Consider the following 16,428-nt stretch of genomic DNA (forward strand, 5'->3'; position numbering starts at 1 on the left):
TCTAGGAAAATTTATGATTCAAAGAATAAAACAATTTGTGCGAGCAGTGAAAGCCCGTTTAAATGATGATGATTTAGATTTTATTAATATGTATTTAAACGCAAAAGAACAAAATTTATTTTTTGCTATGCAAATTTATGACCAACGCCATGTATTAAATGTAGCTTATACAGCACAAAAATTAATGCAGCGCAATCACTCTAATGTAAATGAAAGACTTTTATTAAGAGCTTGCCTTTTACATGATGTTGGACGAACAGCAAACGATATCTTCCTTTTAGATAAGGTTTTTGCCGTATTACTAGATAAGTACTTGCCAAGTGTTGCGCATAAATTAGCTAAATATAATAAGGATAATACAAATCATTGTTTCTTTAGTAAAAGACGCCACGCATTATTTATTTATTATAATCATGCGAATATCGGCGCTCTTAAATTAAAAGAAATCGGGCTAAATGATATTGCTAAAATCATCAAATATCATCACTCGCCACAAAGACAAGATGATTGTCAAGAATTAATAATATTACGCAAGGCTGACAGCCTTAATTAATTATAAGGGGTTTTTGTTTATGACAGCAGAGGATATGCAATATCTAACTATAGCATTGCCAAAAGGAAAATTATTTTATTTGGCAAAAGATTTATTTGCTAAAGTTGGTTACAGCGCAGAAAATTTAGAAGAAAAGTCTCGTAAATTAGTAATAACTAATGATGAATTAAAAATAAAATTTATTATCGCTAAAACAGCTGATGTTCCTGTTTATGTAGAACACGGCGCAGCTGATATCGGTGTAATCGGCAAAGACGTTTTAATGGAAAGCGATAAAGATATTTATGAATTGCTTGATTTAGGCTTTGGCAGATGCCATTTAATGATGGCTGTTCCTAAAGATAAAAAACGCGCTAAATTGACAGATTACGCTCATACACGCGTTGCTACAAAATTTCCACATATCGCTAAAAAATTCTTTAACAGCAAAGGCATGCAAATGGAATACATTAAAATGAATGGTTCTATCGAACTTGGCCCAATTGTTGGATTATCTGAAAGCATTGTCGATATTGTAGAAACAGGTACAACACTTCGCGAAAACAATTTAGAAGAAATCGCTTTCATTGCTGATGCCAGTGCTAGACTTATCGCTAACCGTGCCAGCTTTAAATTAAAATTCAATCGTATCAATAAATTAATTCAAGATTTAGATACTGTTTTAAAAGGGGATAATGAATAATGCAAGTTTTAAAAGTCAAAGAATTAGGTCTTGAAGCCGTCAAAAAGACTTTAGATAAAAAAGCTTTTGATGAAGTAAAATTAAATCCACGCATTCGTGCTAAAAATAAAGAATTATACGGTGAAGATTTGACAGCTGCTCAAATTGTTGACCGTATTGTAAATGAAGTTCGTCAAGATGGCGATGCTGCTATCATAAAATACACAAAATTACTCGACGGTGCGGAATTCACTGCTAAAGATTTTCTCGTAACTGAAGCAGAATATGAAACAGCTTACGCTCAAGCTGATACAAAAATCGTAGAGTCTTTAAGAAAAGCTATAGAAAACGTACGCCGTTATCATCAAGAACAAAAACCAAATTCTTGGATTACATACCGTGCACACGGTTCAATTCTCGGTCAATCCGTCATTCCTCTCGATAGAGTTGGCGTTTATGTACCAGGTGGCACAGCTGCTTATCCTTCCTCTGTTGTCATGAATGTCGTTCCAGCAAAAGTAGCAGGAGTCAAAGAAATCGTCATGATGGCTCCACCATCTCGCGACGGCAAATTAAATCCATATGTACTTATCGCCGCTAAAGAAGCTGGCGTAAATGCTATCTATAAAATCGGTGGCGCTCAGGCAATCGCTGCTATGGCTTTCGGCACACAGACAATTCCAAAAGTAGATAAAATCACAGGCCCTGGCAATATCTTTGTAACACTCGCTAAAAAAGCTGTTTACGGTCATTGCGATATCGATATGCTCGCAGGTCCAAGTGAAATTTTAATCGTCGCTGATAAAACGGCTGACCCTGTATATACAGCAGCAGATATGCTCAGCCAAGCTGAACACGATATGCTCGCTTCTAGCATCGTACTCACAGATGATGCCAAGCTCGCTGATAAAGTTCTCGCTGAAGTAGAAAAACAATTAGCTAAATTGCCACGTAAAGAAATCGCTTCTGCTTCACTTGAAAAAAATGGCCGTATCATCTTAACTGAAAATCTCATGCAAGCTTTTGAACTTGCCAATTATTCCGCGCCAGAACATATGGAAATCTTAACTGAAAATCCATTTACTTATCTGCCATATGTCCGCCATGCTGGTGCTGTATTCTTAGGCGCTTATTCTCCTGAACCACTCGGAGATTATTTCGCTGGTCCAAACCATGTATTACCAACAGGCGGAACAGCTCGCTATTATTCCGTACTCAATACAGAAACTTTCATGAAACGCACTAGCATTATTTCTTATACACAACCAGCACTTCAAGAAGTATCTTCCGATATCATTCGTCTTGCTAAAGCCGAAGGTTTAGATGCTCATGCAAATGCTATAATTTTAAGAGGTGAAAATAATGATTAAATTAAAATATAGAACCGGTTTAAAAGATATGCCAAGTTATGACGTTGTAGAACGCGACTGGAATATCAAAGTCAATGCCAATGAATCCAATTTAAATATGCCTCCACTTGTAGAAGAACGCTTGATGGCGCGTCTTTCCTGTGTTGCATTTAACCGTTACCCAAATGAACAAGTAGATACACTAGCTGAACAAATCGCTGCTAATTTTAACTTAACTAAAGAAAATGTTTTAATCGCCAATGGTTCTAGCGAAATCTTAGAAAAATTATTCTTCGCATTCGGCGGTCGCGGTCGTAAAATCGTCTTTCCTTGGCCATCATTTTCCATGTATAAAATTTACGCTAAATTCAGCGCTTCTACTGCTGTTCCTGTAGATTTAAGAGAAGATTTTACATTTGACCCAATAGCATTTGTTGATGCGATTAAAGAAAATAAAGCTTCCTTAGCTGTTATCTGCTCACCGAACAATCCTACTGGCACAAAAATTCCAGTAGCTGATATCGAATACATCGCTAAAAATATCGATTGTGCTTTAGCTATTGATGAAGCGTATATCGAATTTGATGGCGGTACAGTAACTGGCTTATTAAAAGAATATCCACATATGATGGTTGCTCGCACATTCTCCAAAGCATATGCTTTAGCTAGCGCCCGCGTTGGCTATCTCTTAGCTAATAAAAAAGTCATTGAAATGGTCAGCAAAGCTTGCATGCCATACCATGTAAATGTACTTTCCGCTATCACTGCTGATACAGTTTACCAGATGCGTGATGAATACGTTCCTCGCATTCAAATGTCCATCGCTGAACGCAAACGCATGAGTGAACTTTTAAAACAAATCGATGGCATGACTGTTTATCCATCTGTTACTAACTTCATTTTAGTAAAACACCCTAAGGCTACACAAATAAATGAATACCTCGAAAGCCTTGGTATCGGTATCCGTTCATTCGGCAATGCACCTCGCCTTGAAAATTGCTTGCGCCTTTCTATGGGTACTCGCGAAGAAAATGATACTTGGTACAAAGCAATTAAAGATTTTGTTGAAGGGAACGTACAATAATGGAAAATGCAGTAAATCGCTGCGGTGAAATAAAACGTACTACAGCAGAAACTTCTATTCAAATAAAGATAAATCTCGATGGTACAGGAAAATCCAATATAAAGACAAAAATAGGTTTTTTTGACCATATGTTGACGCTCTTATCTGCGCATAGTTTAATAGATATGGATATAAATTGTGATGGTGATATCGAAGTTGACGGTCATCACAGTGTAGAAGATTGCGGTATCGCCCTTGGCCAAGCTTTTAGCAAAGCCATCGGAGATAAACGTGGCATCAATCGCTATGGTACATTTTACGTTCCAATGGATGAAGCACTCGCACTCGTCAGCCTCGATATAAGTGGCAGACCATTTCTCGTCTGTGATATGGGTGAACTCGCCCCAATGATAGGCGATTTTGATTGTGAACTCGTTGAAGAGTTCATGCGTGCCTTTGCATTTAATGCTGGTATCACATTGCATATAAAAGTCCTTTATGGCAAAAATTCTCATCACAAAGTTGAAGGTGTATTTAAAGCTCTAGGTCATGCACTGCGTCATGCCGTTGAATTTGATGAACGTGCAAAAAATAAAATTCCTTCGACAAAAGGTGTACTATAATATAGAAAGGAACATTTCCATGATAGCAATAGTTGACTATGGCGTAGGCAATCTGTATAGCGTGGAAAAAGCCTTTGCCAAATTTTCTGATGATGTTATATTGACACAAAGTGCTGATGTCATCGACAAAGCTGATAAAGTCGTACTACCTGGTGTCGGTGCTTTCGGCGATTGCATGAAAAATTTTAAAGCTTCTGGTCTAATGGATGCTGTAATGCGTGCTGTAGAAAATAATAAACCAGTGATGGGTATTTGCGTTGGTTTACAAATCATGTTTGAAGGCAGTGAAGAAAGCCCAGATATAAAAGGTTTAGGCATTTTTAAAGGCATGGTACGCAAAATAAATGCTCCTGGTCTTAAAATTCCACATATGGGCTGGAACAGTCTTACAATTAACGAAAATACTCATGTTGATATAAATTTATTTAAAAATATCCGTAAAAATCCTTACGTTTATTTTGTGCATAGTTACCATGCTATGCCAGAAGATAAATTCATTATTTTAGCAACATCTGTATATGGCGAAGAAATAACTGCCGCTGTTGGTAAAAATAATGTTATAGCAACTCAATTTCACCCTGAAAAATCCGGTGATATTGGTCTTAGTATTATTAAAAATTTTGTAGAGGGGTAAATAAATCATGATTATCTTTCCAGCAATAGATATAAGAGGCGGTAAATGTGTTCGCCTTGTAAAAGGTGACTTTAATCAAGAAACTGTCTTTTCTGATAGACCAGAAAACATGGCTAAAAAATGGGCTGACGAAGGTGGTCAATATCTACACCTCGTTGACCTTGATGGAGCACGTGCCGGAAAATCTCAAAATCTCGATACAGTGGAAATGATTTTAAAAACAGTGAATATCCCTGTAGAACTCGGTGGCGGTATTCGCACAATGGAAAATATAGAACAAGTTCTTGATATGGGTGTAAGCCGTGTCATCTTAGGCTCTATAGCTGTAAAAAATCCTGAGCTTGTACAACAGGCTTGTAAAAAATACGGCAGTGAACGTATCGTTGTCGGCATTGATGCTAAAGATGGCATAGTTGCCGTTGATGGCTGGGGTATATCCGGCAATGTTGAAGCTAAAGAATTAGCTAAAAAAATGGCTGAAAGTGGCGTTAAACACATCATTTATACTGATATTTCCCGCGATGGTACATTATCAGGGGTAAATGCTGAAGCTACAGCTGAACTTGCGCGTTATAGCGGTGTAAAAGTCGTAGCCTCTGGCGGTGTTTCTTCCATTGAAGACATTAAACTCTTAAAACAATACGAACAAGATGGTATTGAAGGCGTTATCGTTGGTAAATCCATTTATACAGGTGCGCTTTCCTTGCCAGAAGCTTTAAAAATAGCAAAGGAGGAATAATATAAACTATGTACACAAAAAGAATTATTCCTTGCCTAGATGTAAAAAATGGTCGTGTCGTAAAAGGAACGAATTTCGTTTCTTTGCGCGATGCTGGAGACCCTATTGAACTTGCTGCCACTTACGATAAAGAAATGGCTGATGAACTCGTATTTTTAGATATCACTGCTTCAAATGAACATCGTGATACAATCGTAAAAGTCGCAAATGACTGCGCTGCACAAGTATTTATTCCATTCACCATTGGCGGTGGCATTCGCACTGTAAGCGATATGCGCAAAATGCTCAAAGCTGGTGCTGATAAAATTTCAGTTAATACAGCAGCTGTCAAAGACCCTTCTATCATCAAAGAAGGCGCTGAAAAATTTGGCCGTCAATGTATCGTATTAGCCGTAGATGCTAAACGAAATGGTGAAAATTCTTGGGAAATTTATTTAAACGGTGGCAGAACAACAACCGGTATTGATTGTATTGAATGGGTAAAAAAAGCTGTTGACCTCGGTGCTGGTGAAATCCTATTAACTAGTATGGATGCTGATGGCACAAAAAACGGCTACGATATACCACTAACTCGTGCTGTTTCTGAAGCTGTCAATGTACCTGTAATCGCTTCTGGCGGAGCAGGCAAACTAGAACATTTCTATGACGTATTAACAGAAGGCAAAGCTGATGCAGTTCTCGCTGCTTCCGTATTCCACTATGGACAATTTAGCATACGCCAAGTCAAAGAATATTTAAAATCACGTGGTGTGGAGGTTAGATTATGATTGATATAGATATTTCTAAAGTAAAATTTGATGAAAAAGGACTCGTTCCTGCTATCGTTCAAGAAGCTAACGGCAAAGTAATGATGCTCGCTTATATGAACGAAGAATCCCTTAAAAAGACTATTGAAACAGGTTATACTTGGTTTTATAGCCGTTCTCGCCAAAAACTCTGGAACAAAGGCGAAACTTCTGGCAATAAACAATCCGTCAGCGAAATCTTCTACGATTGCGATGGCGATACATTACTTGTCAAAGTTCATCAGACAGGCATGGCTTGCCATACAGGTACTTACACTTGCTTTACTGACCGCCGTCTGTTCCCAGATAGCAAAGACCTCGTTCCAATGGCACAACCACAGGATAATACTTCCATCACAAAAGTATTAAACGATTTATACGCTACAATTAAAGACCGTCAAATTCACCCTGTAAAAGGCTCTTATACAAATTATCTCTTCCAAGAAGGACAAGATAAAATCCTCAAAAAACTCGGTGAAGAAGCTGTTGAAACCATCCTCGCTTCTAAAAATATGGATAAAGAAGAAATTCTTTACGAAATGGGCGACCTTTGGTATCACTGCATGGTTTTACTTGCGTTCCACAATATTACACCAAACGATTTATTCGCTGAGCTCATGAACAGAAGAAATGGTGGCGAATACCATCGTTTTGGCAAAGAAGTAATAAAGAAAAATAAATCTTAAAGATAGGATGAAAATTTTATGTCGCAAGCTAGAATTGATTATATGAAAGAATCGGCATGGAAAAAAAATAACGCAAAAAAAATGCGCCCTATGCCCCCATTTGAATTGCCTTATCCTAAAGATGCCGTATTAATTGACCTACCAGAACCAGATTTATTGCCTGACATGAATGTAAATTTTCTCGAAATGGTTGAACTTCGTTCTACTCTACGTCAATATGATGATACTGAAAAACTCACACAAAAAGAATTATCGTATCTCCTTTGGTGCACTCAAGGCGTAAAAATGGTGATGCAGACAAAAACAGTGCGCAACGTTCCATCAGCTGGTGGTCGCAATGCACTTGAAACATTTTTATACATTCGCCGTGTAGAAAACATCAAACCAGGTCTTTATCGTTTCTTACCACTTGAACACAAACTCGTACTTGTTTCTGATAGTGAAGATACTGAAAAAAATATCTGCGGACAATTTTCAACTGCTGGTGTAGCAAATAATGCCGCTGTCGTATTCATTTGGACAGCCGTTTATGAACGTATGGCTTGTATGTTCGGGGAAAGAGCTTATCGCTATATCCATCTTGATGCTGGACATGCTTGTCAAAACCTCTATCTTGCAGCTCAAACAATGAAAATCAAAGTATGTGCACTCGGTGCATTCGATGATGAACAATTAAATAAAAACCTTGGCCTCGATGGAAACGAACAATTCGTTGTCTACGGTGCTGGAGTAGGTAAATAATTAAAAAACGCGCTTAAGCTCGCATACGAAGTTTAAGCGTGTTTTTTTATGATGATAACTGGATATCAACGTAAAATTCTCATTGCAAATTTTACATTTATAGTATAATATTTATTTAGTATTTACACGAATTTTACATTATGTATATTATATTAGAAAGGGAGTTTACGTTGTTTAATAAGGGGTCATTGTTAAAGATAGCCAATTATTTGCAAAGAATTTGCGATAAGCATTTTAAATTCATGATTACATTGTTTATAATCAATAGTTTGACAACTGCTTGGTCTTTGTTTGATGAAGAAAAAGCTGATGTTGCTATTGGTTATATTTTTTCTGTATGGTTTGGTTCTTTTGTCATTTCTTGCTTGATTGACTTATTGCCAAAGCGCTTTTTGCAAAAAATCGTTAAAACTATAATCATTATTCCAGCAGGTTTAATTTTTATTGGTGAATTTTTCACTATGTACCGTTATAAAGCTTTAATCGGTACAGGTATCATCAATTCTGCATTGGAAACAAATATGCGCGAAGCTACAGAATTTTTAACAATGTATGTCGGTCTTTCTGGTTTTCTAGCAATCGTGGCATTAATCGTCATTGGCGTGATTTTATACAGAGTAAATCCATTAAAGAAAATTCATTTGACATATACTGCTAAGAGAAATACCATTGCTGCACTCGCTGTAGTCAGTGTTTTTTATACAATTAGAATGTTTACCGTTTATACTGATTTCATGTGGGATGATGTCTTGCCTATTCAGCGTGTTTACGCTTCAACTTCTGTAGCCGTTCGCAATATGCAAGCTTACCATGATTTATCTTCACAAGTTAACAGTAATGTAACACTAACTGAAAATAACAGTAAAATTAAAAATATCGTTTTCATCTTAGGCGAATCTACTAACCGCAATCACATGCACCTTTATGGCTATTATTTACCAAATACGCCAAATCTTGATGCTTTAAATAAAAAAGGTGAACTCAGCGTATTCACTGATTGTATCAGTCCTCATTCTACAACAATTGCTGTACTCAGCAAATTATTCACTTTCTGTGATTATGAATCTGATAAAGAATGGTTCCACTATAACAATTTAATTGACGTAATGAATGCCGCTGGTTATAAGACTTATTGGCTTTCCAACCAAGAAACATCTGGCATTTGGGGCAATGTAGCTCAAATTTATGCTACACACAGTGATGTAAGTGCATTTACTCGCATTCGTGATTCTCGTGAAGATTACGGCATTGAAGATGGCGAATTATTCCCATTAATTGATGATGCTATTGCTCATCGCAGCGAAGACAGAAACTTCTATGTAATCCATTTAATGGGCGGTCACGGTCTTTATTACAACCGTTTCCCATATAGCTTCAGCAAGTTCTCTAAAGATGATATTCAATTGCCAATATCTGATGGTAAAAAAGAAATCGTAGCACAGTATGATAATGCTCTTTATTACAATGATTATATTGTAAGCAGCATCATTGATAAATTCCGCGATAGTGAAACACTTGTAATTTATGTACCTGACCATGGTGAAGCTGTATATGATGAAGGTGAAGATATGTCCGGTCATATTGAAGAAAATCCCACACATCATATGATTGAAATACCTGTTATTATGTGGGCATCAGATAAATTCAAAGCAAAATATCCAGAAAAATGGGCACAGATACAAAACGCTGTAAAACGTCCATACATGACAGATGATATGATTCATACAGTCTTGGATATTGCTGATATTAAAACAGCTGAATTCGACCCAACAAAGAGCATTATAAACGATGCTTTCAATGACAAACGCGTTCGTATTTTTGATGGTTTAAATTACGATACTGAAATCAAAGACAAACGTTAATTTAAAAGCAAAATTAATAAGGCTAGAAACTAAAAAGTTTCTAGCCCTTTCTTTTTCTTATTTTTTATTGTCTTCTTTGCCTTTAGCCGGTTCAATATTGAGTTTATAGCCTTTGATAGTATTTCTATGCATTACAGAAATTACCTTTTCAGCAATATCTTTTGGCACTTCTACAAATGTGAATTTATCATAAATATTAATAACACCGATGATACTTCCTGGAATGTCAACTTCTGAAGCAAAGCTACGTACAATATCTTGTGGACGAATTCCCTGTTTACGTCCTATATTGAGGAAAAGACGAACCATTCCTGGTGCACCACCAGTATTTTCAAATCGTTCATCAAGCGGTTTATCATCTTTTTCTTTAACGCCTTCAATAGAAAGTTGCAATGCTGCAGCTGCTATATCTACATAATCATATCCTTCATTAGCAATATCAGAAATAATCATATGGTAATCAGCATAGGTATTGTTATTCAAAGTTTTAAGTAAACGTTCTTTTATTGCTTCACGTTGGCGTTCGATAACATCAGCAGGTGTTGGCAATTCACCGCGTATCATGCGGGATTTTGTCATGCGTTCAATTGATTTGAGCTGACGATATTCCTTCGGTTCAATAAATGTAACAGCTATACCAGTACGACCTGCTCTACCTGTACGACCGATACGGTGTACATAAGATTCTGGGTCTTGTGGTATATCAAAGTTTATAACATGGCTAATATCATCAATATCAATACCACGCGCTGCAACATCAGTTGCTATGAGGATTTCCAATTTACCTTCGCGGAAACGACGCATAACTCTATCGCGTTGTGCTTGGCTCATATCACCATGCAAACTGCCTACCATATAGCCACGTACTTGTAAAGATGCCTGCAAATCATCTACATTTTTCTTAGTGCGACAGAAAATAATATATTTCCCGCTGTCTTCGATATCGAGTACACGGCAAAGACCTTCGAATTTATCGCGTGTTTCAAAATAAAGCTGGTCAACAGATGGAACAGTAATCTGTTCTCTACTAATCATGACTTTTTTAGGGTCATTCATGTATTTTCTAGCAAGTTTTTCAATCGGTGCTGGCATTGTCGCTGAGAATAATAAAGTCTGTCTATCTTCTTTTTGCGCTAAATTAGACATGATTTCTTCAATATCTTCAATAAAACCCATGTCTAACATTTCATCAGCTTCATCTAATATAAGTGTTTTTACATGGTCAAGTTTTATCGTATTGCGACGAATGTGGTCAATGAGTCTACCAGGAGTACCAACAACAATTTTTACACCAAAACGCAAAGCACGAATTTGACGGTCAATCATTTGTCCACCATAAACTGGTAGAGTCTTCACTTTCTTGTATTTACCAATCTTATTAAATTCTTCTGCAATTTGAATAGCAAGCTCGCGAGTAGGTGTCAATACTAACGCTTGAATATACTTATTTTTTTCATCAATCTGTTCGATTGTCGGTATACCAAATGCTGCTGTTTTACCTGTACCAGTCTGTGCTTGTCCAATAACATCATGACCTTCTAGTGCTAAAGGTATAGTTTTAGCCTGTATTGGTGATGGCTCTTCAAATCCCATATCTTTTACAGCATTTAATACCTTTTTACTCAACTGCATATCTTCAAATTTAATAATATTTTCTTCCAAAAAGAAATCCTCCTATAAAACAAATACAAATAATACTAATTCTATTAATAAATATTTTAAAGCCATAGAACAACTTTATATCATCTTCAATTATAAATCTGAATAAATATAAAGTGTTCTACGGCTATATTAATGTTTATTAACACATATAATAGTATATTATTTGATTAAGTTCAATACATTTATGAAATTAGTTCTATAATTTATCATGTTCCATAATATAATGACGAAGCATAGATAATGCTTGCTGAGTTGCTCTATAGCGAATTTGGTCTCTTTCCCCAGAAAAGTAATTTTCAGTAACCTTTGTGCCATATTTTCCTGCAACAGCAATATATACAAGCCCCACTGGTTTTTCCTTACTGCCACCAGTAGGCCCAGCTATGCCCGTTATACCTATACCGAGATTAGCTTCCATCAACTGCATAATACCTTCCGCCATTTGACCTGCAACTTCAGCACATACAGCACCTTTTGACTTCAATAAATTCTCATCTACACATAAAAATTTCATTTTAATATCATTGCTATATGTCACAACACTACCATCTAGATAAGCTGAACTACCTGGTATAGAAGTCAAACGCTGAGATAACATACCACCAGTACATGATTCAGCACATGCAACCTTCAAACAATTATCTTTTAATAATTTGGCAACTACTTGTTCCATTTTTTCATCATCAATAGAATAAATATATTTGCCAACGCGCTCACGAATTTTAGCTTCCATTTCTTCGATTAAAATTTCAGCTTGCTCTCTCGTATCTGCTTTTGCTGTAATACGAATAATTACACCAGCTGGGCGAATTAAAAGAGCTAAAGTTGGATTTGATTGAGCTAAGATTAAATCTTTAATTTTAGTTTCCAGTAAAGATTCACCAAGACCCATTGTATTTAATACTTTAGAAACAATAACGTGTTTAAAGCCAAATTTACGTTTTAAAAATGGCTTCAAGCTGCGTTCAAACATATCTTTCATTTCGCTTGGTGGTCCTGGCAAATTTATTAAATATTTGCCATTGTTCTCTAAAACAACACCAGAAGCAATTCCATTATAATTCAAAAATACTTCTGCACCTTCTGGCAATATTACTTGACGCATATTGTTTTCAGTCCAAGTCACATGACGTTGTATAAATTTTTCTTCCATACGACGCTTACTTTCTTCATGTACTTTCATTTTTCGACCAAAAATTTCTGCTGATACCTCTTTAGTAATATCGCCTTGTGTTGGACCAAGACCTCCTGAAGTGATAACTATATCCGCACGTGATAACGCATGTTCAAGCACAGCTTTCATGCGGTCATGATTATCTCCTACAGTTGTTTGATAAAGTACATCAAAACCTAAATCATTAAGACGAGATGACATATATGCAGCATTTGTATTGACAATCTGTCCTAGTAAAAGTTCACTGCCTGTAGTTACAATTTCAACTATCATAAAAATTTCCTCTCAGCTTTAATTATTCTTCTACTCGTTCACCGACAACATCATAATCGAAACCTTGTAAAATTCTTACTTTAACGATATCACCTGGCTGGCTAACATCATCACCTTCAATGAACACTTGTCCATCAACATCTGGTGCTTCGCGATAAGAACGACCATATGCAATATGTTGCTTATCATCACGTCCTTCAATCAATACATCAACGATTTTACCTTCCATAGAGATATTGATTGTTTCAGAAATTTTGCTCTGTAAACTCATCAAATCATGGTAACGTTCTTGCATGATATCTTCTGGAACTTGGTTTGGCATATCGTAAGCTGGTGTTCCTTCTTCACGTGAATATGAGAAAATGCCTACTTTATCAAAGTGCTGTTTTTCTAAGAAATCACGCAATGAAGCATATTGGGAAGCCGTTTCTCCTGGGAAACCAACGATAAAGCTAGAGCGAATTACTACTCCCGGTATACGTTTACGCAATTTATCAAGCAAAGTTTCAATGCTTTCACGTGTATCACTGCGACGCATGCTTCTCAAAACTGCATTATGTGCATGTTGAAGCGGTAAATCTACATAATTACAGATTTTTTCTTCGCTAGCTATTAAATCAATTAATTCATCAGTAAAAGTATGTGGATAAGCGTATTGAATGCGCAACCATTTTACTTTATCAATCTTAACGAGTTCTTTTAAAAGTTCGACAAGTGATGGTTTGCCATAGATATCTTGACCGTAATACGTAGTATCCTGTGCAATGATATTGAATTCTTTTACACCTTTTTCAGCCAAACGTTCTACTTCTTGCTTGATATCTTCTATTGTACGGCTGCGATAATTACCGCGTACATATGGAATTGCACAGTATGCACAGCGATGATTACAACCTTCAGCGATTTTTATATACGCTGTATAAAATGGTGTTGTATAAATACGCGGTGATGCTGCTGTATAAATTTCCTTGGACTCACCTGTGATGAGCACGCGTTTATGTTCATTTATAGTTGCGTTTACAGCTTCCATAATGCGACTCCAAGCGCCAGTACCTACGATAGCATCAACTTCTGGAAATTCTTTTAACAATTCTTCTCCATAGCGTTGACCCATGCAACCAGCGATAATCAATGAACGACATTTTCCATTTTGTTTGTATTCAGCCATGTTTAAAACTGTTGTAATGGACTCTTCTTTTGCTGATTGAATGAATGTACATGTATTTACAATTAAAATATCTGCTTTTTCTGGTTCTGGTGTCAATTCAATATTATTTTCTGCCAAAATTCCTAACATTACTTCTGTATCAACTAAATTCTTTGAACAACCCAGGCTTATAAAACCTGCTTTTAACATAAAACCACTCTCCCTATTCCTCTTCATTTTATTTTAATTAGCCAATCGTATTTCCTTTACCCATTTGTCTAAAAATATCTTTTTATTGATACTATCCAATTCAGTATATTTTTCTAAAAATGATATATTTTTACCTGCAAATTCTTTATAAGTCAATGAACTATAATTTGTTGGCACATAATAATATTGATGATGTTGTAATTCCATTTGAACATTATCACCTAAGAGCCATTTTACAAAATCATTAGCTTCATTTTGTTGCTTACTCGTTGATACTATACCCACAGCAGTTAATTGATAAGTCGTTCCATCTTCAGGATAAATAATAGTCAATGGATAACCATCATGAATATATCGCAATGTTTCACTTTGCACAGCTATGGCTACATCAGCTTCTGTCATACCTACCATACGTACTGGCGTAGATAAATATTTTGCATATCTAGTCACTTTTTGATGTATATTCTTTAAAATTGTAAAAGTATGTACATCACCTTTATTTTCTATTAAAGAATATAAAACATTACTACTAGCAGATGCAACTGTAAAATCAGTCATTGCTATTTTTATCTGTGGAAACTGTGATAATTCATCCCAACTTGTCGGTATATACCAATTATTTTTTACATAATCTACATTATAACAAAATACAATTGGGTCATACCAAATGCCAATCCATTGATTTGTTGGACTTTTGAATTTATCTGCAACGATGTCTTCTTGTTCAGAGATATTGCCCGCTAAAACACCTTTTTGGGCAAATTTTTCCAATAATTTTGAATCGGCTATAATCAAATCAGCATCATTTTCACTGTTCATCTTTTGCTCTAATTCATCTGAATTCATCATCACAAAATTTATCTTAACGCTGTCTTCTTTTTGATATTGTTCAGCGATAATCATTGCCATATCAGCAGGCATTGTCGTATAAGCTGTTAATGTTTTAGTAACAGGTACAAATTTTTCATCCTGATTTTTCTGTCCTACAATTTGCGTTGTATATAGTAACATTGCCAATATTACAAATAAAACACATAGCCCTACTAATAATAATGGTATATAACGACGCATATTTTCACCTGCCTATATATTTCATAAAAAACAGGCAATCATAACTTGACTGCCTGTTTATATATTTTGCCGCCATTCACTTATTTTCTCATCCAACGAGGTAAATCTGGGAAATCTCCAAATTCACTTTCATTGCTTGGTTGTTTAGGTAATGATGGAAATTCTGGTACATCTTCTGCACCATCTTCATCAAAGCCAGTAGCTATTACAGTTATTCTAACTGTATCTTCTAATGTTTCATCAATAGCTGTACCGAAAATGATATTAGCATCTTCATGAGCTGCACCACTGATAATTTCAGAAGCTTCACTTATCTGCATCAAGCCAAGATTTGGTCCACCTGTAACGTTGTACAATATAGCTTTTGCACCTTGAATAGATGTTTCCAACAATGGACTATTTACAGCAATTTTAGCTGCATCCACAGCTGCATTATCGCCATGACCTTCACCAATACCCATAAGAGCAGAACCTGCATTGCTCATAACAGTTTTAACATCGGCAAAGTCTAAGTTTATAATGCCTGGAACAGTTATAAGGTCAGATATACCTTGCACACCTTGGCGCAATACATCATCGGCAATGCGGAAAGCATCTATCATTGATGTCTTTTTATCAATGATATCAAGCAAACGGTCGTTTGGAATTGTGATTAAAGTATCTACATTAGCTTTTAAATTTTTAATACCTGCTTCAGCTTGTTTTAAACGCTTTTTACCTTCAAACATAAAAGGACGTGTAACAACACCTACAGTCAAAGCACCAACTTCACGAGCACATTCAGCTACAATTGGAGCACCACCTGTACCTGTTCCGCCACCCATACCAGCTGTAACGAAAATCATGTCTGCCCCCTGTAAAGCTTTCATGATATCATCACGGTTTTCTTGAGCTGCTTTTTCACCAACTTCTGGTCTTGCACCTGCACCAAGTCCACGAGTTAATTTTTCGCCAATTTGTATGCGATTTTGTGCCATTGCATGTACTAATGCCTGAGCGTCTGTATTTATTGCTACAAATTCTACACCTTTCAAACCAGATGCAATCATTCTATTAACAGCGTTATTTCCACCGCCACCTACGCCAACTACCTTTATTTTGGCGATAGGCTCCATCTCTTGGTCCAATTCAAACACTATAGTAACCTCCATTACCCATTATTTTAAATCAATATGATATTATTTCAGAAATAATT

At 36.1% G+C, this 16,428-nt stretch carries 16 protein-coding genes; 11 read left to right on the top strand and 5 right to left on the bottom strand.

The features are described from left to right. The first annotated feature begins 13 nt into the window (after positions 1-13). The 11 genes from CKV65_RS05395 (at position 14) to CKV65_RS05445 (ending at position 9,696) form a co-directional block, all read left to right on the top strand. Positions 14-553, top strand: coding sequence for an HD domain-containing protein (locus CKV65_RS05395; RefSeq protein ID WP_027889776.1), 540 nt, complete (start codon positions 14-16; stop codon positions 551-553). 19 nt (positions 554-572) lie between these two features. Then, positions 573-1,235: an ATP phosphoribosyltransferase gene (gene hisG / locus CKV65_RS05400; RefSeq protein ID WP_027889775.1), complete on the top strand. Its 663-nt coding sequence runs from the start codon at positions 573-575 to the stop codon at positions 1,233-1,235. Continuing rightward, complete coding sequence (hisD, locus tag CKV65_RS05405; RefSeq protein ID WP_027889774.1) at positions 1,235-2,584, top strand: histidinol dehydrogenase; 1,350 nt, start codon at positions 1,235-1,237, stop codon at positions 2,582-2,584. The genes hisG and hisD overlap by 1 nt, the downstream gene beginning before the upstream one ends. Beyond that, positions 2,577-3,647 (top strand): histidinol-phosphate transaminase, encoded by a 1,071-nt coding sequence (hisC, locus tag CKV65_RS05410; protein WP_027889773.1) that lies wholly within the window; start codon positions 2,577-2,579, stop codon positions 3,645-3,647. Before hisD ends, hisC begins: the two co-directional genes overlap by 8 nt. Beyond that, on the top strand, positions 3,647-4,249 hold the full coding sequence (gene hisB / locus CKV65_RS05415; protein WP_027889772.1) for an imidazoleglycerol-phosphate dehydratase HisB: 603 nt from the start codon (positions 3,647-3,649) through the stop codon (positions 4,247-4,249). The genes hisC and hisB overlap by 1 nt, the downstream gene beginning before the upstream one ends. 19 nt (positions 4,250-4,268) lie before the next feature. Continuing rightward, positions 4,269-4,883, top strand: a complete 615-nt coding sequence (gene hisH / locus CKV65_RS05420) for an imidazole glycerol phosphate synthase subunit HisH (RefSeq protein ID WP_027889771.1) — start codon at positions 4,269-4,271, stop codon at positions 4,881-4,883. 7 nt (positions 4,884-4,890) lie between these two features. After that, positions 4,891-5,622 (top strand): 1-(5-phosphoribosyl)-5-[(5-phosphoribosylamino)methylideneamino]imidazole-4-carboxamide isomerase, encoded by a 732-nt coding sequence (gene hisA, locus CKV65_RS05425; RefSeq protein WP_027889770.1) that lies wholly within the window; start codon positions 4,891-4,893, stop codon positions 5,620-5,622. An 8-nt stretch (positions 5,623-5,630) separates the two neighbouring features. Continuing rightward, positions 5,631-6,389: an imidazole glycerol phosphate synthase subunit HisF gene (gene hisF, locus CKV65_RS05430; RefSeq protein ID WP_027889769.1), complete on the top strand. Its 759-nt coding sequence runs from the start codon at positions 5,631-5,633 to the stop codon at positions 6,387-6,389. Beyond that, complete coding sequence (gene hisIE, locus CKV65_RS05435) at positions 6,386-7,093, top strand: bifunctional phosphoribosyl-AMP cyclohydrolase/phosphoribosyl-ATP diphosphatase HisIE (protein WP_036254492.1); 708 nt, start codon at positions 6,386-6,388, stop codon at positions 7,091-7,093. The genes hisF and hisIE overlap by 4 nt, the downstream gene beginning before the upstream one ends. A gap of 18 nt (positions 7,094-7,111) precedes the next feature. Further along, entirely contained in the window at positions 7,112-7,834 is a 723-nt protein-coding gene (locus tag CKV65_RS05440) for a SagB/ThcOx family dehydrogenase (RefSeq protein WP_027889767.1), read from the top strand. A 188-nt stretch (positions 7,835-8,022) separates the two neighbouring features. Next, the gene (locus tag CKV65_RS05445) at positions 8,023-9,696 is read left to right on the top strand and encodes a phosphoethanolamine transferase (protein ID WP_027889766.1); all 1,674 of its coding nucleotides are present in this window, start codon (positions 8,023-8,025) and stop codon (positions 9,694-9,696) included. 57 nt (positions 9,697-9,753) lie between these two features. Here CKV65_RS05445 and CKV65_RS05450 read toward each other — a convergent pair whose 3' ends face one another. From CKV65_RS05450 to ftsZ, 5 genes are all read right to left on the bottom strand, one after another. Further along, positions 9,754-11,328: a DEAD/DEAH box helicase gene (locus CKV65_RS05450; RefSeq protein WP_036254504.1), complete on the bottom strand. Its 1,575-nt coding sequence runs from the start codon at positions 11,326-11,328 to the stop codon at positions 9,754-9,756. Positions 11,329-11,554: 226 nt separating this feature from the next. Further along, a complete protein-coding gene (locus tag CKV65_RS05455) occupies positions 11,555-12,805 on the bottom strand; it encodes a competence/damage-inducible protein A (RefSeq protein WP_027889764.1) in 1,251 nt (416 codons plus the stop codon). A 22-nt stretch (positions 12,806-12,827) separates the two neighbouring features. Further along, positions 12,828-14,162 carry a 30S ribosomal protein S12 methylthiotransferase RimO gene (gene rimO / locus CKV65_RS05460; RefSeq protein ID WP_027889763.1) on the bottom strand — a complete coding sequence of 445 codons (1,335 nt, stop codon included), beginning with the start codon at positions 14,160-14,162 and terminating at the stop codon, positions 12,828-12,830. Between the two features lie 33 nt (positions 14,163-14,195). Then, positions 14,196-15,233 (bottom strand): ABC transporter substrate-binding protein, encoded by a 1,038-nt coding sequence (locus tag CKV65_RS05465; RefSeq protein ID WP_027889762.1) that lies wholly within the window; start codon positions 15,231-15,233, stop codon positions 14,196-14,198. A gap of 80 nt (positions 15,234-15,313) precedes the next feature. Beyond that, positions 15,314-16,384, bottom strand: coding sequence for a cell division protein FtsZ (gene ftsZ / locus CKV65_RS05470; protein WP_239478361.1), 1,071 nt, complete (start codon positions 16,382-16,384; stop codon positions 15,314-15,316). Between the last annotated feature and the right edge of the window lie 44 nt (positions 16,385-16,428).

The organism is Megamonas hypermegale (assembly GCF_900187035.1).
GTDB lineage: Bacteria > Bacillota > Negativicutes > Selenomonadales > Selenomonadaceae > Megamonas > Megamonas hypermegale.

Excerpts from the sequence above, each read along its gene's own strand:
- hisH (WP_027889771.1), top strand. The coding sequence starts at position 4,269 with ATGATAGCAATAGTTGACTATGGCGTAGGCAATCTGTATAGCGTGGAA.
- CKV65_RS05440 (WP_027889767.1), top strand. The coding sequence starts at position 7,112 with ATGTCGCAAGCTAGAATTGATTATATGAAAGAATCGGCATGGAAAAAA.
- hisD (WP_027889774.1), top strand. The coding sequence starts at position 1,235 with ATGCAAGTTTTAAAAGTCAAAGAATTAGGTCTTGAAGCCGTCAAAAAG.
- hisC (WP_027889773.1), top strand. The coding sequence starts at position 2,577 with ATGATTAAATTAAAATATAGAACCGGTTTAAAAGATATGCCAAGTTAT.
- rimO (WP_027889763.1), bottom strand. The coding sequence starts at position 14,162 with ATGTTAAAAGCAGGTTTTATAAGCCTGGGTTGTTCAAAGAATTTAGTT.
- CKV65_RS05465 (WP_027889762.1), bottom strand. The coding sequence starts at position 15,233 with ATGCGTCGTTATATACCATTATTATTAGTAGGGCTATGTGTTTTATTT.
- CKV65_RS05455 (WP_027889764.1), bottom strand. The coding sequence starts at position 12,805 with ATGATAGTTGAAATTGTAACTACAGGCAGTGAACTTTTACTAGGACAG.
- hisA (WP_027889770.1), top strand. The coding sequence starts at position 4,891 with ATGATTATCTTTCCAGCAATAGATATAAGAGGCGGTAAATGTGTTCGC.
- ftsZ (WP_239478361.1), bottom strand. The coding sequence starts at position 16,384 with ATGGAGGTTACTATAGTGTTTGAATTGGACCAAGAGATGGAGCCTATC.
- CKV65_RS05395 (WP_027889776.1), top strand. The coding sequence starts at position 14 with ATGATTCAAAGAATAAAACAATTTGTGCGAGCAGTGAAAGCCCGTTTA.
- CKV65_RS05450 (WP_036254504.1), bottom strand. The coding sequence starts at position 11,328 with ATGCAGTTGAGTAAAAAGGTATTAAATGCTGTAAAAGATATGGGATTT.
- hisF (WP_027889769.1), top strand. The coding sequence starts at position 5,631 with ATGTACACAAAAAGAATTATTCCTTGCCTAGATGTAAAAAATGGTCGT.
- hisIE (WP_036254492.1), top strand. The coding sequence starts at position 6,386 with ATGATTGATATAGATATTTCTAAAGTAAAATTTGATGAAAAAGGACTC.
- hisG (WP_027889775.1), top strand. The coding sequence starts at position 573 with ATGACAGCAGAGGATATGCAATATCTAACTATAGCATTGCCAAAAGGA.
- hisB (WP_027889772.1), top strand. The coding sequence starts at position 3,647 with ATGGAAAATGCAGTAAATCGCTGCGGTGAAATAAAACGTACTACAGCA.